Origin of the sequence: Sulfitobacter sediminivivens (genome assembly GCF_042611115.2) — a bacterium.
Lineage (GTDB): Bacteria > Pseudomonadota > Alphaproteobacteria > Rhodobacterales > Rhodobacteraceae > Sulfitobacter > Sulfitobacter sediminivivens.
Window position 1 is genome coordinate 44287 of the sequence record NZ_JBHGAR020000004.1, and the last position, 22202, is coordinate 66488.

Below are 22202 nucleotides of genomic sequence, written 5' to 3' on the forward strand. Positions count from 1 at the left end.
TCCATGGCGCGCAGCCCTATCTTTTTGGAACGGCGCGGCTACCGATTGCGCAGGATGATGGATGCGATGCGGTTTCTGCCGCTGTTGGGATTGGGTTTGTGGATGGTGCCGTTGCTGTGGCCGGTGTCCGAGACGACCGCACAAGGTGACCTCGACCCAATGCCGCTGAGCATGGCGCTGCAGTATATTTTTGGCATTTGGGCACTGCTGGTGCTGGCCGCATGGGGGCTGTGGCGGCACACGCGAGAGCAGGCCACAAAAGATGGTGTACCAAGCGCCGAGGCTGATTGATGGTTTCGCTCAATCAGCTTGTCATGGTTTGCCTGCTTTATGTTGCGGGGCTGTTCATCGTCGCCTTTATGGCAGAGCGTGCGGCCCTGAAGGGGCAGGGCGGATGGCTGCTGCGCTCGCCATTGGTCTATACGCTGTCGCTGTCAATCTACTGCACGGCGTGGACGTTTTATGGTGCGGTTGGCTATGCCGCGCGGTCGGGTCTTGAATATGTGACGATCTATCTGGGGCCGTCGCTGGTGATGATCGGCTGGTGGTGGATACTGCGCCGCTTGGTGCGCATCGGGCGCAGTCAGCGTGTGACCTCAATTGCTGATTTGATTTCATCGCGATACGGCAAATCGAATACGTTGGCCATTGTTGTCACGATCATGGCTGTGATCGGGGTGACCCCCTATATTGCGCTGCAATTACAATCCGTTATTCTGTCTCTGTCGATTTTTGCGGCCCCCGATACGGCCCTGGTGGGCACCGAACATGAGGTGATCAACAAAGGTCAGGCGGCGTTTTGGGTCGCGACAGGTCTGGCGCTTTTTACCGTACTTTTCGGCACCCGAAACCTGAACGTCAATGAACGCCATCACGGCGTTGTAATTGCCGTGGCGGTTGAGGCGGTCGTCAAACTGGTAGCGCTCTTGGCGGTCGGAATCTTTGTGGTATGGGGGCTGGCCGGCGGGGTCAGCGAAACCCTGACCCGCATCGACGCTTCCCCCATTGGTGAATGGCATGTGCAGGGCAGCAGGTGGGTAGCATTGACTATGCTGTCAGCGGCAGCTTTCTTGTGTTTGCCACGAATGTTTCAGGTCATGGTCGTGGAAAACGATGATGAACGGTACCTGCAAATCGCCTCATGGGCATTTCCGCTGTATCTGATGTTGATGAGCCTTTTTGTGGTGCCAATCGCGGTGATAGGTCTTGACCTCATGCCCGTCGGGTCAAACCCAGATCTTTTTGTACTCAGCCTGCCGCTGAGCCAAGGCCAAAACGGCCTTGCGATGTTTTCCTTTTTAGGGGGATTTTCGTCGGCCACCTCGATGGTCATCGTGGCCACGCTTGCGCTGAGCACCATGGTCAGCAACCACATCGTCATGCCGATCTGGCTGGCATTGCGACAGGACGGCGCGACACAATCGGGGGATGTCCGCAATGTGGTGATCCTGGCACGTCGGGTGTCGATCTTGCTAATCATTTCGTTGGGTTTCCTTTATTATCGTGCCTCGGGGGGCAGTGGCGCACTGGCGGCGATTGGCACCATTTCATTTGGCGGCGTTGCGCAGTTTCTGCCTGCCTTGCTTGGCGGCATATTCTGGCGTGGGGCCACGCGGATGGGCGCGCTCTGCGGACTTGGCACCGGGTTCGCCTTGTGGGTCTTTACGATGTTGTTGCCCAGCTTTGGGCCGGGTACCGCGCTTTCTGTGGCGACGTTTGAACAGGGGCTGGCGGGCATCGGATGGCTGCGGCCAGAGGCGCTTTTTGGCATCGACGGGTTGGACCCAACGGTCCATGCGGTGGTATGGAGCTTGTCGCTGAACACGTTGGTTTTTGGTCTGGTCTCGCTCTTTACCTTTCCGGACCCGGTTGAACGATTGCAGGGTGCGCAGTTTGTGAATGTCTTTGATCATTCTAGCCCGACCCGCGGCTGGACTGCGTCTGTCGCGGGAAGTGAAGACCTGATGATCATGGCACAGCGCATTCTGGGGGCCGCAGAGGCGCGGGTGTTCTTTGGGGCACATTCAAAAGCGCAAGGGGTGAACGGCGGGTTGCCGGAACCCACCCCACAATTTGTTCAGGCACTGGAACGTGAATTGGCCGCATCCGTCGGCGCGGCAACGGCCCATGCGATGGTGGCCCAGATCGTGGGCGGCACATCCGTTTCGGTGCAGGATCTTTTGGCGGTTGCCGACGAATCCGCACAGATGCTGGAATATTCAAGCCAACTTGAGGCGAAATCGCGCGAATTGTCCGAGACGGCTGCGCAGTTGCGCAACGCCAATGAAAAACTGACGCAATTGTCGCTGCAAAAGGACAGCTTTCTCAGCCAGATCAGCCATGAATTGCGCACGCCGATGACGTCAATCCGGTCATTTTCAGAGATATTGCGCGATGCCAAGGGCATGAAGGCCGCTGACAAAACGCGCTATGCCTCGATTATCCATTCAGAGACCATTCGGCTGACGCGTCTGCTGGACGATTTGCTGGACCTGTCGGTGCTTGAAAACGGTCAGGTGACGCTCAACATGCGTAACGGGAAATTGGCGGATGTGCTGGATCAGGCGGTGATCACAGCGCTTGCCGGTGCGGCGCGGCCCCTCAAGATTATCCGCAATAAGCAGGCCGAGGCCGTCACCCTGACCACTGATTTGGACAGGCTAGCACAGGTATTTATCAATCTTGCGGCCAATGCGCAAAAATACTGCCGTGCGGACGACCCCCAATTTACGATCAATGTGCAGCATGACCAGAAAACGCTGACCATTGATTTTATCGACAATGGCGATGGCATTGCCACCGACGCGCAGGCGGTCATTTTTGAAAAATTCTTTCGGATCAGCGGTGTGGAGGGCGAAGGGGCCGGACTGGGACTGGCCATTTGTCACGAGATCATGACCCGGCTTGGCGGCGATATCACCTATCTGCCAAGGGTTGCTGGAACCGCTTTCCGTGTGACCTTGCCGTTGAAAGGTACAAACGCAAAGCCGGAAAAACGCACGCTTGCCACGCTGACATAAAGGCGTTGGTAACCAATCATCGTCTAAGTATGTCCCAAGGTCCGCAAAACGCGGGTGGAGGCGATGGGACACGACCAGCAGATTATGACCGCATTGACATCGGGACAATCGGAACGCGATCAACCGCACTCCGCGCTGCATCGCAAAGCGCAGGTCGGGCGGGTTGAGCATCAGACCCATGCAATGTCTGTACCCAAAGCCTTGCGGCTGACACTGGCGAAGGTGGCAAATGAAATGTTTGGCATGGCCATGGCCGCAATCGGCATCCGGATGGAAAAACGAGACGGTGACGCCCTTGCCGAATTGTTTGAAATGCCAGCTTTGTTGATGGCGCTTGAAGGGCCATCAGGCAGGCGGGGGGCCGCAGTTTTTGATCCAAATATGGTGGGTGGGCTGATCCAACAGCAGACCATGGGCAAAGTGATGCCTGAGGTCGGGGGTGCAACGCGCCCCCTGACAGCAACGGACGCTGCCATTTGTGCGCCGTTTCTGGACGCCCTGCTGCACAGGGCGGCAATGTTGCCGGAAACCGAAATCGAACGGCAGATCTTGCAAGGGTATCGGTTTGGCATCCGGGCCGAGGATGCCAGAATCCTGCTGATGAGTATGGAGGCATCAGAGTATCAGGTTGTGCACATCACCGTGGACATCGCGGGCGGCTGTCGGCAGGGTCAGATCATCTTGTGCCTGCCCATCCTGCCAAAACCGTCAGAAAATTCACAGTGCCGCAACGACGATGGCACCCTAGCTGACGGCACGGAACCGCGGCGGCAAAAATCGCTGAGTGATACCGTCATGGCGCTGCATGTCGATCTGAATGTGGCCTTGGCGCGGATATCCATGCCGGTGAGTACGCTAGGCGCGCTTGCTCCCGGCGATGTTTTTGAACTTGGGATCACTGCCTTTGACCAGTCACGGGTGCTGACCATGTGCGGGGCCGGGGTCGGCCGTGGCACTTTGGGTCAGATTGACGGGGTGCGGGCGCTGCGGGTCGAACATCAAAACATTGCGGCCACAACGCCAAAACGCCGCGCCAGCGACCGTGATGGGCTGGACCTGCCGGACGTCGCGGGCGACGGCACCGGCACCCGCGCCACAGACCCGGGCGCAATGGCAGAACTGTCCGCTCCAAACCTGGATTTCGCAGAACTGCCCGTTGGCAATGCGATGAACGGCGTGTCAGCCCTGCCTGATTTCGCTGAACTGCCAGATCTGCCGGATTTGCCCGACATGTCTGATCTGTCGGGGTTTACGCAAGACGACGACCTTACCGACTTGCCGCGTGCAGATGCTGGATAGCGGGCGATTGCGTTAGGATGTCGAATGGGAAGGATGCTCAGTTAAAGGGGTGTTCCAAAACCTGTCGCATATTTTCAATATCATATCCGCCATTGCGCGCGGCGGCGATGATCGCGTCCGGCGTCATTTGACCAGCCTGTCCCAAAGCCCATGCAATTGTGGACCGGGTGCCCGATGCGCAATAGGCCAGGACGACATGATCGGTATCGGCCCCCAAGGCACGGTTGGCGGCAATCACATCCGGCACCATGGTTTGATGGGTCAAAGGCTGCACCGCAAAGCTGATGCCTGCTGCCTTCGCAGCGGCCTCCATCTTTGCGGCACTGTGGCTGGGTGGTACCTCAGCGTCCGGTCGGTTGCACAGGATGTGGGTAATGCCAGCCGCTTTGAGCGCGGACATATCACCCGGTTCGATCTGCGGGCTGACGAAATAGCGGGGGGTCAATTGGCGAATATCCATAAGCTTATTTACGCCCGAGTGCCGCTTGTGTCCAGCGCACCCTTTGCCCTGGGTACCAATGCCATGCCAGCAATCATTGCTGCCAAAAATGTCAGCCCGCCAAAGCCACCATAGCTGAGCGAGGCGAGCGCAGGGCCGGGGCAAAGACCGACAAGGCCCCATCCCATCCCGAACAGCACCGCCCCAATGATCAGGTGGCGATCAAACACTGGGTCTGCTGGTGCCGGAAACTCGCCCCCGACCAGCGGTTTGCGCACATCGGTCATCCGCCATGCGACAAACATCGGGATGATTGCACCGCCCATGACAAAGACCAGCGTCGGGTCCCATGCCCCAAAGAAATCCAGAAAACCCTGTACCTTGTCGGTGTTGGTCATCCCGGACAGATGCAGGCCCAAGCCAAAAAGCGAACCAGAAAGAAAAGCGAAAGCTGTCCGCATGTCAAAGCCCTCCCATGAAGCTGCGTAGCGCCACGACCATGACCGCCCCTGACGCGATATAGACCAGGGTGGCGGCAATGCCGCGCGGGCTGAGCCGGGAAATGCCGCAGACCCCGTGGCCAGACGTACAGCCATTACCAATGCGGGTGCCAAGCCCGACAAGCAGGCCAGCAACAATGACCAGCCCGATGTTTGAGGTCAGGTTGGTGGCTGCTGTGGGTGTGCCAAGCGCCTGCAAAAACGCCGGGAGGGCTATCAGCCCTGCCAGAAACGCTCCGCGTTCCATCCAGGCCCCGCGTGCAGAGCCGTCAATCAGGCCGCCCAAAATCCCGCTGGCCCCCATGATGCGGCCATTTCCCAGCAGATAGACCGCGCCAGCACAGCCAATCGTAAGGCCCCCGATCAGGCCCCATATCCAATCCATATCCATTTTGTACCTTCAGAGTTTGTTGATGGGCAGTTTGAGCATTACAGTGCCGCTGTCATCCGCCTCTGGCATATGACCTGCGCGCATGTTGATCTGTAGTGATGGCACAATCAGTTTTGGCATTGGCAGACTGGCATCACGGGTTTCGCGCAACGTGACAAAATCCTCTTCGCCAGCACCACCCCCCACATGCACGTTGGCCGCCTTTTGGGCACCAACGGTGGTTTCCCAGGCAAATTCGCTGCGTCCCGGTGCCTTGTAATCATGGCCCACAAAAATGCGGGTCTGGTCGGGCAGCGACAGGATGCGCTGAATGGATTTGTAAAGGTCATGGGCGGACCCCCCCGGAAAGTCGCAGCGCGCCGTGCCAAAGTCAGGCATGAAAAGCGTATCACCCACAAAAGCCGCGTCCCCGATCACATAGGTCAGACAGGCTGGTGTGTGGCCGGGAGTGTGCATCACATCTGCGCGCATCTGTCCGATATGAAAGCTGTCTGCATCTCGAAAGAGCGCGTCGAACTGGCTGCCATCGCGCTGAAATTCGGTGCCTTCGTTAAAGACTTTGCCAAAGGTGTCCTGAACCGTGGTGATCTGGGCACCAATGCCGATCTTGCCGCCCAGTTTCTCTTGCAGATAGGGGGCAGCCGACAAATGATCGGCGTGCACATGGCTTTCCAGTATCCATTGGGTCTGCAGGTTGTGGGCAGTTACATGCGCGATGATCCTGTCGGCAGAGCTTGTGTCGGTGCGCCCGGCGGCATGGTCAAAATCAAGCACGGAATCGATGATGGCGCAGGCCGACCCATCGGGGTCTTGGACCACATAGCTGACTGTGTTGGTCGCATCATCAAAAAATGCGGTCACATGCGGGGAAACGGTGGGCAGGGAAGTGTCCATCTGCAGGCCTCCTGATGGTTACAGAGAAACATAGCGTTTTTTGCATGTGTTACAAGCGCCGGTTTGCGGTGACATCAGGCCAAGCGCCTGACGCGAAGGGCGCGCATCGGTATTTGAAAAAGGGTGAAATAAGGCCAGAGGTTACGTCAGGAAAATGCCCAGAATGACCATCATCAGGCCAATTGCCGACAGAAACAGCGCGCCCATGTTCACGGGAATCGCAGATTTCAGCACAGCCCGCATTGCTGCGTCATCAAGACCTGAACGTTTGGCTTGCGCAACCCGGACAATGCACCAGATCAACCCGGCAAGACCGATGAGCGACAAGGCCGCACCTGTCCAGATGATCCATTCGAGCGGGGAAGATGTTGCGATTTCCATAACCCGTTCGCTACGACAATCAGCAGGTTTGGGCAAGACCCGCTTGCGGGTACCAAATTGCACGGGTAGTCAGACCCCAAATCAATTCGCAAGGAGCGCAGCATGAGCGACACATCCACAAACCCCGATGTCATCGACCCCGTTGGCGACGCGACATACCGCGTGACCGCGAATGAGCTGCGTCAGTTCGTCGAGAGGATTGAACGGTTGGATTCGGAAAAGAAGGACCTCGCCGAACAACAAAAAGAGGTGATGGCTGAAGCCAAGGCGCGCGGCTATGATACCAAAGTGCTGCGCAAGGTGATTGCGCTGCGCAAGCGCGACAAAGATGACATTGCCGAAGAAGAGGCGGTGTTGGAGATGTACAAAGAAGCGCTTGGTATGTGATTTGAGTTGCTGCTGTTGGCGGTACTCATTCTCACGTTGACTAAAGAGGGTGTTGGGCGGGAGCAATTTCGGTTGGCGTCGGCGTGACCGATGGGATGTCATGTAGTCGGCGCGGCCATGCGCGCAAAGTTTGGCGAAACGGATTTTCTGACGTTAAATGACAATTGGACCGGCCCGCCGGAAGTTCAGACCTTCGGAAAAACTTTGTTTCATTTGTAAATTCATCAACCGACGTACGAAGATGATGCGATGGTCGCACCTTGGGCAAGGCTGTAGTCCTGGCACGGCATCGCGGGCACATGATCCGTAAAGGCAATTCCATCAAAAAATGCTCTGATTGACAGCCAATTTACTCTCAACCGGACTTGGGGCGGTGCCACCCCTTGCATGCCGCCTTTAAGGAACATAGAAGGGCGGAAATTTTCGTCCGCACGCCTGTTCGTGCGGCCTTATTCTATGGAGCACACATGCAGGTCAACGAGACACTGAACGACGGTTTGAAACGCGGCTATGCCATCACAGTGACGGCGGCCGAACTGGAAGCCAAAGTTAATGAAAAGCTGGCAGAGGCCCAGCCTACTGTTGAGATGAAGGGCTTTCGCAAGGGCAAGGTCCCGATGGCATTGCTGAAAAAGCAGTTTGGCCAGCGTGTGATGGGCGAAGCGATGCAGGAAAGCATTGATGGTGCAATGTCTGAGCATTTTGAGAAATCCGGCGATCGTCCCGCGATGCAGCCCGAGGTCAAGATGACCAACGAAGACTGGAAAGAAGGCGACGACGTTCAGGTTGAGATGAGCTATGAAGCGTTGCCCGAGATCCCTGAAATCGACATGGGCAAGATTAAGCTGGAAAAGCTGGTTGCGAAAGCCGACGACGCCGCAATAGACGAGGCGCTCGCAAACCTTGCTGAAACGGCGCAGGATTTCAAAGCCCGCAAAAAAGGTGCCAAGGCAAAAGACGGTGACCAGATTGTCATGAACTTTGTCGGCAAGGTCGACGGTGAAGCGTTTGAGGGCGGCTCAGCCGAGGATTATCCGCTGGTGCTGGGCTCAAATTCATTCATCCCCGGATTTGAAGAGCAGTTGGTTGGCGTGAAAGCCGAGGAAGAAAAGGCTGTGACGGTCAACTTCCCTGATGACTATCAGGCCGAGAATTTAGCCGGTAAAGAAGCGGTTTTTGATTGCACGATCAAAGAAGTCAAAGAACCTGTTGCTGCCGAGATCAACGACGAATTGGCGACAAAGTTTGGCGCAGAGGACCTTGCCGCGTTGAAAACGCAGATCGCCGAGCGTTTGGAAGCCGAATATGCAGGGGCCGCACGCGCGGTGATGAAGCGCGGATTGCTTGATGCGCTGGACAAAATGGTCAGCTTTGATTTGCCGCCCTCGTTGGTCGACGCAGAGGCAGGGCAGATTGCGCACCAGTTGTGGCATGAAGAAAACCCTGAAGTTCAGGGCCATGATCACCCGGAGATCGAGACAACAGACGAGCACAAAACACTGGCAGAGCGCCGTGTGCGATTGGGCCTGTTGTTGGCTGAGGTGGGTCAGAAAGCCGAAATCGAAGTGTCTGACGCAGAGATGACACAGGCGATCATGAACCAGGCACGTCAGTATCCCGGTCAGGAACGTCAGTTCTTTGAGTTTGTGCAAAAGAACCAGCAGATGCAGCAGCAAATGCGCGCGCCGATCTTCGAAGATAAAGTGATTGATCACATTGTTGAAAAAGCAAAAGTGACCGAGAAGGAAATCACCAAGGACAAGCTGCAAAAGGCTGTTGAGGCGCTCGAAGACGACGCGTAGTTCTAGCAAAATCCAGAATGAAAAAGGCCACGCATCGCTGCGTGGCCTTTTTCATTGGCAGTTTCCGCGTCGTGTGATTCAGAGCGTGATGCGGAACTGCGCAAAACCGTCCGGCCCATCCCCTGCGGGGTCGAGTTTGACGCCTTTGACATCATCGATGTAATCGGACGCTTTGGGTCCGGTATTGAACAGGACGGTCGCACCCTCGATGGGGGCAAAGGTCCAATTGGCGTCGGCGCGCGGGCTGATCGTGCCTTTGTCGACGATATAGCGCACAATCACGTCCCGGTTCGTATCTGGTCCCTCAAACACGATGGTATCGCCCTTGGCACCGGGGAAATCACCGCCGCCTGAGGCACGGTAGTTGTTTGTGGCGATGATGAACTCTGCAGCGAGGTCAATGGGTTCGCCGTTGTACTGCAAGTTGACAATCCTATTGGCATCCTCATTCAACAGGACCCCTTTGGGATCGAATTTCGACGGTTGTGACAGGTCGATCTGATAGGTGACGCCATCCACCACGTCGAAATTATAGCTGGGGAACGCATCATTCAGCAGCGGTTGATCAGCCACGCCGGGCTGCACCTGATTGAACATGCCCGCAGAACGTTCGAGCCAGTCCTTGACCTGAGCGCCGGTCACCCGCACGGCACGCACTGTATTGGGGTAGAGATAAAGGTCCGAGACGTTCTTGATCGCCACGTCCCCTTTGGGAACGTCCGTGTAATAATCCGGGCCGCCACGCCCCCCGGCCTTGAACGGGGCAGCGGCGGACAGGATTGGCAGCCCCTCGTGTTCGGTGCCTTTCATCATTTGGGTAATGTACCAGATCTGCGCGTTCGAGACGACCTGCACCGATGGATCATCGGCGACCAGCGCGAAATAGCTGTGCAGATTGGCGTCTGTTTTGCCCACCGCGCGCCGCACATAGGCCAACGTTTCGTCGTGTTCCTGTTGCACTGCGGCCAGCACCGCAGGCACACTTTCGACCAGTGCGGTGACACTGCGATCTTCGTTGCGCTGCGAAATCGGTCGCGCCTCTGCCATATGAGAGGCGATGCGCCATGTGCCGCCATCGTTTTCCAACATCAGATCGATTAGCCCCAGGTGGCTGCCCCAGAAACCGCCCATGGTGGCGGGTTTGCCGTGGATCGTGCCCGCAGCGGCATCAACGGCCGGATAATCGGCATAGGTGGATGATGGGAACACGAGGTGCGAGTGCCCCGTCAGAATTGCATCGATGCCTTCAACGGCGGCCAATGGCACGGATGCATTTTCCATCAGGGCCGTTTCGTCCGCCGCTCCGATACCAGAATGGGACAGCGCAATGATGATATCGGCACCCGCTTCCTTAATTTGTGGGATATACGCGCGGGCGGTCTGGATGATATCGCGGGTCTGAACGTTGCCTTCAAGATGGCGGCGATCCCAGTTCATGATCTGGGGCGGCACGAAACCGATGATCCCGATCTTTATCGCATGGGTTTGCCCGGCACCGTCTGTGACCTGATGATCCAAAATGACATAGGGTGGCACCAGGGTTGTGTCTTTGGTCGGCTCGCCGCCCATTTCTTTCACAACATTAGCGCTTACCACCGGAAAATCGGCACCCGCCAGAGATTTGGTCAGAAATTCAAGACCATAGTTGAATTCATGGTTGCCCAGTGTCGATGCGGCAAAGCCCAAGGTGTTCATGGCCTTGATGACGGGATGCATATCGCCGTCTTTCATGCCCCGTTCATAGGCGATGTAGTCGCCCATCGGGTTCCCCTGAAGGAAATCACCGTTGTCCAGCAGCAGCGCGTTGGATGCCTCTGCGCGGATGTCTTCGATGATGGCGGCGGTGCGGGCAAGACCGACGGTGTCGACGTCCTTGTCTGCGTAATAATCATAGGGAAAGACGTGCACATGCAGGTCGGTTGTTTCCATAATACGCAAATGCGCCTGATTGGCGGCGGCATGGACGGAAAACGGATGAAGTGCGAGCAATCCGGCAGAACCGGCAAGGAAATGGCGGCGATTGAGGCGAAAGGTCATGACAGCGTTCCTTTTCAGTGACGATACACCGATATGGTCTGCCTGTGACGATGCCATGACAAGAATTAAATCAAATCAGCCGCTCCGCAGGCCGGTTTCGACCAACATGCCACGGCGTTTTGCCTCGTAATAATAACCGCGTGAATACCATTTCACAGCGGTGCCATGGTCGCCGTCAGCTAAAAGCCATGCGCCGCGCAGGTATTTTACGGCGTATTTCAGGTTGGTATCCGCATCTAACAGGTCTTTCGGACTGCCCTGAAAACCCATGCTGCGCGCAGTGGCGGGCAGAATTTGCAGCAATCCGTAATAGGGGCCGTTGCGCGCACCGGGGCGGTGCGTGCTTTCGCGGATTGCGAGGCGATGCACAAGCGGACGAGGGACATCATAAAAATCCGCCCACTTGTTGATCTTTTGTCGCAGCTGGGGCGTCTCATTTGGATAAAGTGGTGGGCCAGTTGGGGCAGGGGCCGGGGGCGGCGCGGCGCTACACGCGGATATGGCGGTGGCACCCAGAACTGCCAGGAATGCGCGGCGGGTGGTGTGGGACATGATCAGATTCGCGAGTTGTTAATACGCGCTGCACATTACGGATGACGCGCAACCGGGCAAGTGGGCCGCACTGCCATGGGCGGCAATCCGCAAAGGAGTGGCAGAATACGTCCCGCGATGGTGCCGATTTGCCCGTGCAAAGGGCCACATGAAAAAGGCCGGACGCGTAATGCATCCGGCCCCTGTCAAATCCAAAGAAGAGACGATTACGCTTTTGCGTCTTCGTCCTCTGCATCGTCGGCAGGTGTCTCAATCGCCTCGGCCAAGACGTCGTCTTCGGATGCCGCAGCACCGATATCGTCGAACAGTTCCGCAATTTCGAACTCTGCTTCTGCTTCTTCTTCGGCAGCCAATTCCTGAATGGATTTGCCTGATGCCTGAAGCTCGGCTTCCTCAGCAGAACGGGCGACGTTCAACTGGATAGTTGCTTCAACTTCAGGGTGCAGAACAACAGAAACGTCGTGCAAACCAAGTTCTTTGATCGGCGCAGTCAGGACAACTTGTTTGCGATCGACAGTGAAACCTGCCTCGGTTGCAGCTTCGGCAGCGTCACGGGTGGTGACGGACCCATAAAGCGCGCCCGCGTCGGATGCTGAACGAATCACAATGAACTGCTGACCGTTCAGCTTGTCCGCCATTGCGTCGGCTTCTTTTTTGCTTTCAAGGTTCTGCGCTTCAAGCTGCGACTTGCGGCCCTCAAAGGCTTCGATGTTGGCTTTGGACGCTGACAGCGCCTTGCCCTGTGGCAACAGAAAGTTGCGCGCAAAGCCTGGCTTGACGTCAACGACATCGCCCATTTGGCCCAGCTTAGCCACACGTTCCAGAAGGATAACTTGCATGTGCTTTCTCCTTAACGAACGGCATAGGGCAGCAAGGCGAGGAAGCGGGCGCGTTTGATGGCACGGGCCAGTTCACGCTGCTTTTTCGCAGATACTGCGGTGATACGGGAAGGCACGATTTTGCCACGCTCAGAGATGTAGCGTTGCAAAAGACGTGTGTCTTTGTAGTCGATGGCCGGAGCGTTGTCGCCTGAGAAGGGGCAGACTTTGCGGCGGCGGAAAAATGGTTTTGCAGCCATGGTTTATGTCCTTTTTGTCAAGCTGTTGATCAACGGCGCTCGCGGCGCTCGCCACGTTCGGGACGCTCGTCTCGCTTTTGCATCTGCACGGATGGCAGTTCTTTGTGCTCATCAACTTTGATGGTCAGAACACGCATCACATCGTCGTGCAGGCGCATCAGGCGTTCCATTTCCTGAATGGCGGTCGCAGGTGCGTCCGAACGCAGGAAGGCATAGTGGCCCTTACGGTTTTTGTTGATCTTGTAGGCCATCGTTTTGACGCCCCAATACTCGCTGTCGACGAGTTTGCCTTCGTTGTCGGCAAGGACGGTTCCAAAATGTTCGATAAGGCCTTCGGCTTGCGTGTTGGACAGATCCTGACGCGCAATCATGACATGCTCATATAGCGGCATGCGGTCTCCTATTTATATCAAGGCGCATTTCATAGGCAGGGCAGATCACCTTTGCGGCCCCACCACGAGAGTCTGCGCGTTTCAACGTTTTTGCAAAGGAATGGCTCATATACACGGTTTATGGCGCGGGGCAAGCGGCGATGTCCGCTTGACCGCAGATCCCGCCTAAGCCGCAAAGTTCCATGACATGGTCGCAGCCTCGCCGTTATTTCGTCTTTTTCTTCAGCCAAGGATTGATCAAGACAAAAGAGTGAACGAGGGACCAAGAAAATGAGTGTATCAGTCGAATTCATGAATGCCGACACGACCACAATCGCGCCTGTGCGCATTGCGGACGGTGGCCCCATGTTAATACGCGCCACACAACGCCTGACCGGGGTTGCATTGGTTTTTGCGGCTTTCACTCTTTGGTTGGCACCGGGTGCCGCCTGGGAAAGTGATGTGATGTTGTTCAAACTGATCCTGTCGCTGACTGCCGCGCTGGCAGGGTTGGGGTTGATGCAATCAAGTGCAAAGCGAAACACCCCAAAGATTGAAATTGATACGATCCGCCGCGAAGTGCGGTTGGTGCGGCCGGTTTCGGAAGGCAAAAACATCGTTTTGCAGCGCTGCGGCTTTGCTGATCTTGCCCGCGCGGAATGGGAAGGCGTGAAGGTGCGTTTGTGGGACAAAAACAACGCACCGCTGGCAGAAGTCACGCTGAATGACCGCAACGTGATGACGAGCCTAGTGGCCGGCCTGCGTGCCGCGGGCAAGCTCGTCTAATTCAACGCTTTACTGCAAGGTTTTAAAGCCTCGGCAAACGCCGGGGTGTTTTTTCATGTTCATTTTTGCGCATGCCTTGTTGAAGGGTGCGGAATTGCGCAGGCCGCCTGTCCGGATAGCTATCACTCATCTTGTTTTAATTTGGAGTGTTATCATATGAAGTCCGTTCTTTTTGCTACAGCCCTCGCTTTCGGTGCGACCAGCGCTGCTGCGTCCGATACATACGTGTTGGATGCCAGCCACAGTCAGGTGCTGTTCAGCTATGAACACCTTGGTTTTTCAACAACCTTCGGCGTCTTTTCAGGATTTGACGGCACGATTAACTTTGATGAGGCCGATCCGGCCAGTTCATCCGTTACCGTCTCCATGCCTGTGAAATCGATGTTCACCGGATGGGAAAAGCGGTCAGAGCACTTCATGTCCGAGGACTTTTTCGGGGCCACAGAGGGCGACAGGGTCACCTTTGCTTCTACGTCGATTGAGGTGACGGGCGACGCCACCGCCAAGATCACGGGTGATCTGACCATGAATGACGTGACAAAATCCGTGGTTCTGGATGCCAAGTTAAACCAAAAGGGTGATCATCCACAGGCGGGCAAGCCGTGGGTCGGATTTGACGCGACAACAACTGTGTTGCGGTCAGATTTTGATCTGGGGTTGTATGCCCCATACGTCAGCGACGAAGTGGCTGTGAAGATCTCTATTGAGGCGATGAAAGCCGAATGACGCACGCCGCATTCTGAAGATTGAAAACCGCCGGGTTTTGCACCCGGCGGTTTTTTTATGGTTCGCGATTGGCCTTGAGCGTGATGTGAACTTTGACCGCAAAGGTGAGGCCCTTTTCGTCATTCAGGTTATCCCCAATGCCAAAATCACGGCGGTCTAGGGTCACATCGCCGCGCATTTCCGCGCTGTCGCCGATAACGGCCAGATTCAACGGAAGGGTCAGGGGGGCGCTGTTTTCTTTGATGGTGAGCGTGCCAACGGCCTCGTACCCATCAGATGCATGTTGAATATCTGCCATAAAAACGGCAGTGGGAAAGGCCTCCACGTGAAAGAAATCCACGCCCAACGCCTGTTGCGTCACCGACCCAAGAGTCAGCGAGGCCACATTAATTGTCGCGGTGACATCGCCGACTTTTCCGATAGGTATCATTTCATCAAAGCTGATGGCCGCTGTCCAATCCGCAAAGGAACCGATGACCTCTGACCCGAATTGGACCACGGTGATTTCGATTTGGCCCTCCTGAACTTGCCAGTCAGAGGTCACCTGGGCCAACTGCTCCCCTGTGCTGTCATTAGCTTTGGTCCCAAGCGTGGCCAGAACGCCGCCCAATGCGATGGCCAAGGCCCACAGAACGAGCGCACTGATCAAGGGCGCAGATGAGTGATGTTGAGGTGGCAGGGGGCCAATCGCAGGCTCGCCCGGCAACATGCGCAGCAACGTGGGGTCCCGGTCAACAAAGTGGTGTTTCAACGCACCTGCCATGTGCAGCACCAATGCAGCGAACAGCCCTTTCACAGCAACCTCGTGCACCTCGCCAAATAGATGTTCAACACCGACGGATTTCGGAATGAGTGGAAGGCCTTGACCAAAGGGCCACCAGATTGGTGCGAAACCGGCCGCGGCGGCATGGCTGATCCAACCAGACAACGGCACGATGACCAGAGCCCCATACAGCAACCAATGCACGGTTTCGGCGGCAAAGCTTTCAAGCTTTTTGTCTGCATTCAGCAAACCCGGTCTGGGTTGTCTCAGCGCCCAGATGATTCTTCCCAAGGCTGCAAAAAAGACGGTGACACCCAGTGTTTTGTGCAGCGAAAAGAACCACGCCTTGCGCGCCAGTTGTTCGGCTGTGTCATAGGGCAGATCATTTGCATAAAGCCCCAACGGCAACTGCGTCAGGATGAGCAGGGCAGTGACCCAGTGAAAGGTCTTGGTGATGCCGCCATAGCGCTGCGCGGTGTTTGTCAGGGCCATATGGCTTGCTCCGTACTGTTTGGCGGGAAACTAGAACGAAGGCCAAAGCGCCACAATGACATTTGGCGCACATATGGCGTGCAGACTTGTTTGCAAGGACGGTGCAGGATACATTTTGAGTTAAGCAAACGAGATAAGCAGAATACAGGGGTATATCATGAGCGTCGCATTCGTATTTCCTGGGCAAGGGGCCCAAACCATTGGCATGGGGAAAGAACTGGCTGATGCCTATCCTGCCGCCAAGGCGGTGTTTGATGAGGTTGATGAGGCTTTGGGGCAAAACCTGTCTTCCCTGATTTGGGAAGGCGATATCGACACGTTGACGCTCACGGAAAATGCGCAGCCTGCGTTGATGGCGACGTCGATGGCGGTCATCCGGGCACTTGAGACCGAGGGGATCGGTATAGACCGGGCCTCTTACGTGGCGGGGCACAGTTTGGGTGAATATTCAGCGCTGTGTGCGGCAGGGTCGGTTTCAGTGTCAGACACGGCGCGGTTGTTGCGTATTCGGGGCAAAGCCATGCAGGCAGCAGTGCCTGTGGGTGAGGGCGCGATGGCGGCCATTTTGGGCCTGAGCTTTGAACAGGCGGCGAAGATTGCACAGAACGCGGCGATGGGCGAGATTTGCCAGGTCGCCAATGAAAACGACCCGGCACAGAATGTGGTGTCCGGCAACAAGGCGGCAGTGGAACGCGCCGTTGAACTGGCCAAAGAGGCAGGTGCAAAACGCGCGCTGATGTTGCCCGTGTCCGCCCCATTCCACTGCACATTGATGATGCCTGCGGCGGCTGAAATGGCGCGGGCGCTGGACACTGTTGATTTTGAGGACCCCAAGGTGCCACTGGTGTCCAATGTCTTGGCGGCGGGCGTGTCGGCGTCCCATTTGATCCGGTCTTTGCTGGTTGATCAGGTGACCGGACGGGTGCGGTGGCGCACCTCGGTGGAATGGATGGTCGAGCAAGGCGTGACTGAATTCTGGGAAATCGGCGCGGGCAAGGCGCTGTCAGGGATGATCCGCCGGATCAGCAAAGACAGCGTGTCGCGCACCATCGGGACCCCGGCAGAGGTTGTAGCGGCCAGAGACGTATAATGCGCCTGTCTGCATTGATCTTGGGGCTGTGGCTCAGTGCCTGCGGGGTTATTGAAAACGCCTCTGACGGCACGCAGATGGTCGTCGAGGCCGATCAGCTGGTGCTTTCCGGCACCATCACCAGCCGCACCCCGCAAAACTTTGAGCGCATACTGGCGTTGAATCCGCAGATCAGGACGCTGGTCCAGACGAGGGTTGATGGGTCGATTGACGGTGAAGCAACCATCGCCATGGGGTACCGGGTGCGTGACTTGGGACTTTCGACGCATTTGCGGTCCGATAGTGTTGTCGATTCGGGGGGCGTTGATCTGTTTCTTGCAGGGCGCAGGCGCACCATGGAACGGGGGGCCAGCATCGGCGTGCACAGTTGGCGCAATGGCTACCGCGAAGGCAGCAGCTATCCGCCAAGTTCGCCAGAGCATGACCTGACACGGGACTATATCGCTGACATGCTGGGCAGTGACGCATTTTACTGGTTTACCTTGCAGGCAGCCCCCTCAGACGGGATACATGAGATGACGGCGGCGGAAATTGCACGCTTTGGGCTGTTGACCGGCCCGGTGCTGAATTGATGAGACAAAGGATATACTATGTTTGACCTGAGTGGAAAAAATGCCCTGATTACAGGGGCTTCTGGTGGCATTGGTGCGGACATCGCGCGCATGCTGCACGCCCAAGGGGCCACGGTTGGGTTGTCGGGCACCCGGGTTGAGCCGCTGGAAGCGCTGAAGGCCGAACTGGGCGACCGCGCGCATGTGCTGCCGTGTAACCTGAGTGATATGGACGCCGTCGAGGCGCTGCCCAAGCAGGCGATGGAGGCGATGGGGTCGGTTGATATTCTGGTCAACAACGCCGGAATTACCCGAGACAACCTGTTCATGCGGATGTCGGATGAGGAATGGAATGCGGTCATGAACGTCAATCTGACCGCGACATTCAAACTGTGTAAAGGCGTGATGCGCGGGATGATGAAGGCGCGCTGGGGACGGATTGTGAATATCTCAAGCATTGTGGGGGCCACAGGCAATCCCGGTCAGGCCAATTATGCGGCCTCAAAGGCGGGGATGATCGGTATGTCAAAATCGCTGGCCTATGAGGTGGCAAGCCGTGGCATCACGGTAAATGCGGTCGCCCCAGGATTTATCTCAACCGCAATGACGGACAAGCTGACCGACGACCAAAAGGCTGGTATCATGGGACAAATTCCCGCTGGCCGTATGGGCGAACCGGGCGAGATTGCCGCCGCTGTGGTGTATCTTGCGAGCGCTGAGGCAGGGTATGTAACAGGCACCACCTTGCATGTGAATGGCGGTATGGCCATGTTGTAAGCGGCGCTGGAATAGCGTTTGCCAGATGTGTGTCTTATGCTAAAGGGGGCGCAGATTCGACTATTTGGGTGCTTGATTGCCCCTTACACCTTGTGCAAACAAGGGACAGAGCCGCCTCAAAGACGGGGCATCCTCCAACCGCCACAATAAGGCGCGCGGAAAGCAATAGGGGTTTCGGCCCGAAAAGATGAGGATTTACTTATGAGCGACGTCGCAGACCGCGTGAAAAAGATCGTTGTGGAACACTTGAGTGTGGAAGAAGACAAGGTTGTTGAGAATGCGTCATTCATTGACGATCTTGGCGCTGACAGCTTGGACACAGTTGAGTTGGTGATGGCGTTTGAAGAAGAATTCGGCATCGAAATTCCAGATGACGCAGCCGAGAACATCCAGACTTTCGGCGATGCGGTGAAGTTCATCAGCAACGCATAAAGCGTTCGGCCTGCCTTGATCGGCAGAAAAATTCTTAAGCGGCGTTGATCCTCTGCGGATTGACGCCGTTTTTGTTTGATTAGACATCTCAAGGGGTTGTGCCGGCGGCGCTGGCAGCGCAATGATCGCGGAAAGCAGCTTATCACGTGTGAAGGTAATTCACCCCCCTATGACTAATTTCAATGCCTAAAATCCATGTCTGATCCCAATGACGCGTAATGTTCCAACCATCAACACGGCCCGTGTCACTTTGCGTGCCATGCGGGCCGAGGATTTCAACCGTTTTGCCGAAATTTGGGCAACGCCTGAGGTTGTGACGCACATTAGCGGCAAACCCTGGCCAAAATCACGGTCATGGGATGCGTTCTTGCGCAATGCCGGGCACTGGCAAATCACCGGGTTTGGGCAATGGGCCGTGCAGGTGCATGGCGAGCCTGAAATGGCCGGGCAAGCCGGTTTCTTTTTTGGCTCCCGCGGGCTGGGTGAGGATTTCGACCCCTTTCCGGAGGCCGGCTGGGTGTTGGAACCTGGCGCGCACGGAAAAGGGTTGGGTCTGGACGCGGCGCGTGCAGCACATGACTGGTTCGACAGGGTTATTGCAGTGCGCACGGTCTGTATGATCACGCCCGAAAATCACGGATCGCTGAAAATTGCATCGGCACTTGGTTACCTGCCGTTGCGCGAGGCCGAGATCGAAGGGGAAGTTGTGCAACTGATGACACGCAAGGGGCCGCCGGTCTGACCGTCATGATGTCGTGGGCAAAGCTGGGCCCATGCGCACTTGAATAGACCGCCCCCCGCAAGGTATAGCGGTTCAACGCGAAAAGAACACCAAGGGGCTTGGATATGCGCAGAGTAGTTGTGACGGGTTTGGGGTTGGTCACGCCATTGGCCGATGGGGTCGAGGCAAGCTGGAGCCGGATCCTTGAGGGGCAGTCAGGCGCGGGACCGATCACCGGCTTTGATGCCAGCAATCTGGTCACGCAGTACGCCTGCGAAGTGCCCTTGGGTGATGGCAGCGACGGGACGTTCAATGCGGACACCTATATGGAGCCCAAAGAACAGCGCAAGGTTGATACGTTCATTATGTTTGGCATGGCCGCTGCACAGCAGGCGGTTGAGGATTCCGGTTGGTTGCCAACCGAACGCGACGATCAGGAGCGTACCGGTGTTTTGATCGGTTCGGGCATCGGTGGTTTGAATTCAATCGCAAACACTGCCGTGATGATGGCCGAAAAGGGCCCGCGCCGGGTCAGCCCGTTTTTTGTGCCGGGTGCGTTGATCAACCTGATCTCGGGTCAGGTCAGCATACGCTATGGGTTCCGGGGACCGAACCATTCGGTCGTGACGGCCTGTTCCACCGGTGCGCATGCCATCGGTGATGCGTCGCGTCTTATCCAGCACGGCGATGCGGATGTGATGATTGCGGGCGGTGCAGAAGCGGCCATTTGCGAAATCGGTATTGCCGGTTTTAACGCCTGTAAGGCGCTCAGCACCAAACGTGGCGATGACCCCCAGAAGGCCAGCCGCCCCTATGACGCGGACCGTGACGGGTTTGTGATGGGCGAGGGCGCAGGCATTGTTGTGCTTGAAGAATACGAACACGCCAAAGCGCGCGGTGCCAAGATTTACGCCGAAGTTCTGGGTTATGGTCTGTCGGGTGACGCCTATCATATCACGGCACCTGCCGCAGATGGCGATGGCGCGGAGCGTTCGATGCGTGCCGCCCTGCGCGGGGCGGGCCTTGAACCAAAGGACATCGACTATATCAACGCGCACGGCACATCTACAATGGCCGATACCATAGAATTGGGTGCAGTTGAGCGGATGATGGGCGATGCGGCGGGGCAGGTGACAATGTCATCAACCAAGTCGGCGACGGGCCACCTCTTGGGGGCTGCGGGCGCGATCGAGGCAATTTTCTCGATCCTTGCGATCCGGGATCAGGTGGCACCGCCGACGATCAACCTCGACAACCCTGCGGTGGAGACCAAGATTGATCTGGCTCCCAACAAAAAGGTTGAACGCAAGATCAATGTTGCGCTGTCGAATTCGTTTGGCTTTGGCGGCACCAATGCAAGCGTGCTGTTTGGGAAAGTTTCCTAATGTGGCGTCATATCGCATCAAATGCGGTGACCTTCCTGATGGTTGGGCTGTTCTTGTTGGGCGGCGTGATCTTGTGGGGCAAAGGCCAGTACACGGCTGAAGGGCCGTTGCAGGAGGCAATTTGTTTACAGGTTGAGCGCGGGTCGACGATGCGCAAGGTCAGCCGCAATCTGGAAGAACAAGGGGCGGTAACATCTGCATCGATCTTTCGGATTGGCGCGGATTATGAGGAAAAGACTGGTGATTTGAAGGCTGGTAGTTTTCTTGTGCAGCCCGGTACATCCATGGCTGAGATTGTCGATGTTGTCACCAAGGGCGGGGCCAGCACCTGTGGTACGGAAGTCGTCTATCGCATCGGGATCAACCGGGTTTCGGTACAGGTGCGCGAATTGGACCCTACGACAAACCGGTTTGTGGAGCGGGCAGAATTCACGCCCGGCGCGGACGATGTGCCAGACATCTACACGGAAAAGACTGCGAAAGCCGACACGCGGTTTCGGATTGCGTTGGCAGAGGGTGTAACCAGCTGGCAGGTGACCGAAGCGATCAAAGGCATGGAGGTGCTGGAAGGCACCGTGGAGACGGTCCCGCCGGAGGGGTCTCTGGCACCCGACAGCTACGAGGTGCGTCCGGGCGATGATCGCAACACGATCCTCGCTGAAATGAAGGCGGCACAGGAAATATTGGTCGCTGCAGCCTGGGAATCGCGCGCGCCGGATTTGCCGATCAGCAGCCCGGAAGACCTGTTGGTGTTGGCGTCGATCGTTGAAAAGGAAACCGGGGTGCCGGAGGAACGCGGACAGGTTGCCGCGGTGTTTGTGAACCGTCTGAACCAGAACATGCGCCTGCAAACGGACCCCACGGTGATCTATGGGATCACCAAGGGTGAAGGCATTCTGGGGCGTGGGTTGCGTCAATCGGAACTGCGCAAGGAAACCCCGTGGAATACTTATGTGATTGACGGCTTACCACCCACACCGATTGCTAATCCGGGGCGCGCCAGTCTGATGGCGGCGGCACAGCCGGATGACAGCGAGTTTGTGTTTTTCGTTGCCGATGGGACCGGCGGACATGCCTTTGCCGTGACGTTGGAAGAGCACAACCAGAATGTTGCGCGTTGGCGGCAGATTGAGGCGGAACGCGGTGCGGAAGCGGCGGGAAATGCCTCGACGGGTGGCAACTGATAGCGCCCGCCGGGTGGGAGCATTCCAATCCTGCAAGCGATATCGGTTAACGGATTATTGAACTATCGTAAAGGTTTGGAAGGTCTTGTTAACCTCATTTCTCTTGACATTGCGCACGCTCTGATGTAGAACTTGTGGCATGCT

Annotated in this window: 25 protein-coding genes; 14 read left to right on the forward strand and 11 right to left on the reverse strand. The window is 56.7% G+C overall.

Annotation, left to right across the window (positions count from 1 at the left end):
• Positions 1–3 precede the first annotated feature (3 nt).
• The 3 genes from ACEWL3_RS06025 (at position 4) to ACEWL3_RS06035 (ending at position 4319) form a co-directional block, all read left to right on the forward strand.
• Entirely contained in the window at positions 4–291 is a 288-nt protein-coding gene (locus tag ACEWL3_RS06025; RefSeq protein ID WP_386178065.1) for a hypothetical protein, read from the forward strand.
• On the forward strand, positions 291–3020 hold the full coding sequence (locus tag ACEWL3_RS06030; protein ID WP_386178067.1) for an ATP-binding protein: 2730 nt from the start codon (positions 291–293) through the stop codon (positions 3018–3020). Before ACEWL3_RS06025 ends, ACEWL3_RS06030 begins: the two co-directional genes overlap by 1 nt.
• Positions 3021–3104: 84 nt before the next feature.
• Positions 3105–4319, forward strand: a complete 1215-nt coding sequence (locus tag ACEWL3_RS06035; RefSeq protein ID WP_386178069.1) for a FliM/FliN family flagellar motor switch protein — start codon at positions 3105–3107, stop codon at positions 4317–4319.
• 37 nt (positions 4320–4356) lie between these two features.
• Here the strand turns inward: ACEWL3_RS06035 and ACEWL3_RS06040 are convergent, their stop codons facing one another.
• From ACEWL3_RS06040 to ACEWL3_RS06060, 5 genes are all read right to left on the reverse strand, one after another.
• Positions 4357–4779: a protein tyrosine phosphatase family protein gene (locus tag ACEWL3_RS06040; protein ID WP_386178071.1), complete on the reverse strand. Its 423-nt coding sequence runs from the start codon at positions 4777–4779 to the stop codon at positions 4357–4359.
• 8 nt (positions 4780–4787) lie between these two features.
• Positions 4788–5219, reverse strand: a complete 432-nt coding sequence (locus ACEWL3_RS06045) for a DUF6691 family protein (protein ID WP_386178073.1) — start codon at positions 5217–5219, stop codon at positions 4788–4790.
• A gap of 1 nt (position 5220) precedes the next feature.
• Positions 5221–5649, reverse strand: a complete 429-nt coding sequence (locus ACEWL3_RS06050) for a YeeE/YedE family protein (protein ID WP_386178075.1) — start codon at positions 5647–5649, stop codon at positions 5221–5223.
• A gap of 9 nt (positions 5650–5658) precedes the next feature.
• Positions 5659–6543, reverse strand: coding sequence for an MBL fold metallo-hydrolase (locus tag ACEWL3_RS06055; RefSeq protein WP_386178077.1), 885 nt, complete (start codon positions 6541–6543; stop codon positions 5659–5661).
• A gap of 141 nt (positions 6544–6684) precedes the next feature.
• Positions 6685–6924 carry a hypothetical protein gene (locus ACEWL3_RS06060; protein WP_386178078.1) on the reverse strand — a complete coding sequence of 80 codons (240 nt, stop codon included), beginning with the start codon at positions 6922–6924 and terminating at the stop codon, positions 6685–6687.
• 102 nt (positions 6925–7026) lie between these two features.
• Between ACEWL3_RS06060 and ACEWL3_RS06065 the strand changes: the two genes are divergently transcribed.
• Both ACEWL3_RS06065 and tig read left to right on the forward strand, forming a co-directional pair.
• On the forward strand, positions 7027–7311 hold the full coding sequence (locus ACEWL3_RS06065; protein ID WP_114878366.1) for a DUF2312 domain-containing protein: 285 nt from the start codon (positions 7027–7029) through the stop codon (positions 7309–7311).
• A 467-nt stretch (positions 7312–7778) separates the two neighbouring features.
• The gene (tig, locus tag ACEWL3_RS06070) at positions 7779–9113 is read left to right on the forward strand and encodes a trigger factor (RefSeq protein WP_386178081.1); all 1335 of its coding nucleotides are present in this window, start codon (positions 7779–7781) and stop codon (positions 9111–9113) included.
• 78 nt (positions 9114–9191) lie between these two features.
• Here the strand turns inward: tig and ACEWL3_RS06075 are convergent, their stop codons facing one another.
• From ACEWL3_RS06075 to rpsF, 5 genes are all read right to left on the reverse strand, one after another.
• On the reverse strand, positions 9192–11150 hold the full coding sequence (locus tag ACEWL3_RS06075) for a bifunctional 2',3'-cyclic-nucleotide 2'-phosphodiesterase/3'-nucleotidase (protein ID WP_386178083.1): 1959 nt from the start codon (positions 11148–11150) through the stop codon (positions 9192–9194).
• A 75-nt stretch (positions 11151–11225) separates the two neighbouring features.
• Positions 11226–11702, reverse strand: coding sequence for a transglycosylase SLT domain-containing protein (locus tag ACEWL3_RS06080; RefSeq protein ID WP_386178084.1), 477 nt, complete (start codon positions 11700–11702; stop codon positions 11226–11228).
• Between the two features lie 206 nt (positions 11703–11908).
• Positions 11909–12541: a 50S ribosomal protein L9 gene (rplI, locus tag ACEWL3_RS06085; RefSeq protein WP_386178086.1), complete on the reverse strand. Its 633-nt coding sequence runs from the start codon at positions 12539–12541 to the stop codon at positions 11909–11911.
• 11 nt (positions 12542–12552) lie between these two features.
• Complete coding sequence (gene rpsR, locus ACEWL3_RS06090) at positions 12553–12780, reverse strand: 30S ribosomal protein S18 (RefSeq protein ID WP_114878370.1); 228 nt, start codon at positions 12778–12780, stop codon at positions 12553–12555.
• Positions 12781–12809: 29 nt separating this feature from the next.
• Positions 12810–13172, reverse strand: coding sequence for a 30S ribosomal protein S6 (gene rpsF / locus ACEWL3_RS06095; RefSeq protein WP_386178088.1), 363 nt, complete (start codon positions 13170–13172; stop codon positions 12810–12812).
• A 270-nt stretch (positions 13173–13442) separates the two neighbouring features.
• Here rpsF and ACEWL3_RS06100 point away from each other — a divergent pair, with 270 nt between their 5' ends.
• Together ACEWL3_RS06100 and ACEWL3_RS06105 are read left to right on the forward strand one after the other, a co-directional pair.
• Positions 13443–13937, forward strand: a complete 495-nt coding sequence (locus tag ACEWL3_RS06100) for a hypothetical protein (protein ID WP_386178090.1) — start codon at positions 13443–13445, stop codon at positions 13935–13937.
• A 156-nt stretch (positions 13938–14093) separates the two neighbouring features.
• Positions 14094–14663, forward strand: a complete 570-nt coding sequence (locus ACEWL3_RS06105) for a YceI family protein (protein WP_386178092.1) — start codon at positions 14094–14096, stop codon at positions 14661–14663.
• A gap of 55 nt (positions 14664–14718) precedes the next feature.
• Here ACEWL3_RS06105 and ACEWL3_RS06110 read toward each other — a convergent pair whose 3' ends face one another.
• Positions 14719–15918 carry a cytochrome b/b6 domain-containing protein gene (locus ACEWL3_RS06110; RefSeq protein ID WP_386178094.1) on the reverse strand — a complete coding sequence of 400 codons (1200 nt, stop codon included), beginning with the start codon at positions 15916–15918 and terminating at the stop codon, positions 14719–14721.
• Positions 15919–16075: 157 nt separating this feature from the next.
• Here ACEWL3_RS06110 and fabD point away from each other — a divergent pair, with 157 nt between their 5' ends.
• The 7 genes from fabD to mltG all read left to right on the forward strand — a co-directional run bounded on the left by fabD (position 16076) and on the right by mltG (position 22058).
• Positions 16076–17008 (forward strand): ACP S-malonyltransferase, encoded by a 933-nt coding sequence (fabD, locus tag ACEWL3_RS06115; RefSeq protein ID WP_386178096.1) that lies wholly within the window; start codon positions 16076–16078, stop codon positions 17006–17008.
• Positions 17008–17580 (forward strand): alpha/beta hydrolase, encoded by a 573-nt coding sequence (locus ACEWL3_RS06120; RefSeq protein WP_386178098.1) that lies wholly within the window; start codon positions 17008–17010, stop codon positions 17578–17580. The genes fabD and ACEWL3_RS06120 overlap by 1 nt, the downstream gene beginning before the upstream one ends.
• Positions 17581–17598: 18 nt before the next feature.
• Positions 17599–18336, forward strand: a complete 738-nt coding sequence (gene fabG / locus ACEWL3_RS06125) for a 3-oxoacyl-[acyl-carrier-protein] reductase (protein ID WP_386178099.1) — start codon at positions 17599–17601, stop codon at positions 18334–18336.
• 201 nt (positions 18337–18537) lie between these two features.
• Positions 18538–18768: an acyl carrier protein gene (locus ACEWL3_RS06130; protein WP_114878377.1), complete on the forward strand. Its 231-nt coding sequence runs from the start codon at positions 18538–18540 to the stop codon at positions 18766–18768.
• Positions 18769–18976: 208 nt separating this feature from the next.
• Entirely contained in the window at positions 18977–19510 is a 534-nt protein-coding gene (locus ACEWL3_RS06135; RefSeq protein WP_386178102.1) for a GNAT family N-acetyltransferase, read from the forward strand.
• Between the two features lie 104 nt (positions 19511–19614).
• Positions 19615–20874 (forward strand): beta-ketoacyl-ACP synthase II, encoded by a 1260-nt coding sequence (gene fabF / locus ACEWL3_RS06140; RefSeq protein ID WP_386178104.1) that lies wholly within the window; start codon positions 19615–19617, stop codon positions 20872–20874.
• Positions 20874–22058, forward strand: coding sequence for an endolytic transglycosylase MltG (gene mltG, locus ACEWL3_RS06145; protein ID WP_386178106.1), 1185 nt, complete (start codon positions 20874–20876; stop codon positions 22056–22058). The genes fabF and mltG overlap by 1 nt, the downstream gene beginning before the upstream one ends.
• The last annotated feature ends 144 nt before the right edge of the window (positions 22059–22202 follow it).

Coding starts and splice junctions, on each gene's coding strand:
- ACEWL3_RS06135 (WP_386178102.1), top strand. CDS start 18,977: ATGACGCGTAATGTTCCAACCATCAACACGGCCCGTGTCACTTTGCGT.
- ACEWL3_RS06045 (WP_386178073.1), bottom strand. CDS start 5,219: ATGCGGACAGCTTTCGCTTTTCTTTCTGGTTCGCTTTTTGGCTTGGGC.
- rpsF (WP_386178088.1), bottom strand. CDS start 13,172: ATGCCGCTATATGAGCATGTCATGATTGCGCGTCAGGATCTGTCCAAC.
- ACEWL3_RS06130 (WP_114878377.1), top strand. CDS start 18,538: ATGAGCGACGTCGCAGACCGCGTGAAAAAGATCGTTGTGGAACACTTG.
- rpsR (WP_114878370.1), bottom strand. CDS start 12,780: ATGGCTGCAAAACCATTTTTCCGCCGCCGCAAAGTCTGCCCCTTCTCA.
- fabD (WP_386178096.1), top strand. CDS start 16,076: ATGAGCGTCGCATTCGTATTTCCTGGGCAAGGGGCCCAAACCATTGGC.
- ACEWL3_RS06110 (WP_386178094.1), bottom strand. CDS start 15,918: ATGGCCCTGACAAACACCGCGCAGCGCTATGGCGGCATCACCAAGACC.
- ACEWL3_RS06105 (WP_386178092.1), top strand. CDS start 14,094: ATGAAGTCCGTTCTTTTTGCTACAGCCCTCGCTTTCGGTGCGACCAGC.
- ACEWL3_RS06035 (WP_386178069.1), top strand. CDS start 3,105: ATGACCGCATTGACATCGGGACAATCGGAACGCGATCAACCGCACTCC.
- ACEWL3_RS06055 (WP_386178077.1), bottom strand. CDS start 6,543: ATGGACACTTCCCTGCCCACCGTTTCCCCGCATGTGACCGCATTTTTT.
- ACEWL3_RS06075 (WP_386178083.1), bottom strand. CDS start 11,150: ATGACCTTTCGCCTCAATCGCCGCCATTTCCTTGCCGGTTCTGCCGGA.
- ACEWL3_RS06040 (WP_386178071.1), bottom strand. CDS start 4,779: ATGGATATTCGCCAATTGACCCCCCGCTATTTCGTCAGCCCGCAGATC.
- ACEWL3_RS06030 (WP_386178067.1), top strand. CDS start 291: ATGGTTTCGCTCAATCAGCTTGTCATGGTTTGCCTGCTTTATGTTGCG.
- tig (WP_386178081.1), top strand. CDS start 7,779: ATGCAGGTCAACGAGACACTGAACGACGGTTTGAAACGCGGCTATGCC.
- mltG (WP_386178106.1), top strand. CDS start 20,874: ATGTGGCGTCATATCGCATCAAATGCGGTGACCTTCCTGATGGTTGGG.
- ACEWL3_RS06080 (WP_386178084.1), bottom strand. CDS start 11,702: ATGTCCCACACCACCCGCCGCGCATTCCTGGCAGTTCTGGGTGCCACC.
- ACEWL3_RS06060 (WP_386178078.1), bottom strand. CDS start 6,924: ATGGAAATCGCAACATCTTCCCCGCTCGAATGGATCATCTGGACAGGT.
- rplI (WP_386178086.1), bottom strand. CDS start 12,541: ATGCAAGTTATCCTTCTGGAACGTGTGGCTAAGCTGGGCCAAATGGGC.
- fabF (WP_386178104.1), top strand. CDS start 19,615: ATGCGCAGAGTAGTTGTGACGGGTTTGGGGTTGGTCACGCCATTGGCC.
- ACEWL3_RS06065 (WP_114878366.1), top strand. CDS start 7,027: ATGAGCGACACATCCACAAACCCCGATGTCATCGACCCCGTTGGCGAC.
- ACEWL3_RS06100 (WP_386178090.1), top strand. CDS start 13,443: ATGAGTGTATCAGTCGAATTCATGAATGCCGACACGACCACAATCGCG.
- ACEWL3_RS06120 (WP_386178098.1), top strand. CDS start 17,008: ATGCGCCTGTCTGCATTGATCTTGGGGCTGTGGCTCAGTGCCTGCGGG.
- ACEWL3_RS06050 (WP_386178075.1), bottom strand. CDS start 5,649: ATGGATATGGATTGGATATGGGGCCTGATCGGGGGCCTTACGATTGGC.
- fabG (WP_386178099.1), top strand. CDS start 17,599: ATGTTTGACCTGAGTGGAAAAAATGCCCTGATTACAGGGGCTTCTGGT.
- ACEWL3_RS06025 (WP_386178065.1), top strand. CDS start 4: ATGGCGCGCAGCCCTATCTTTTTGGAACGGCGCGGCTACCGATTGCGC.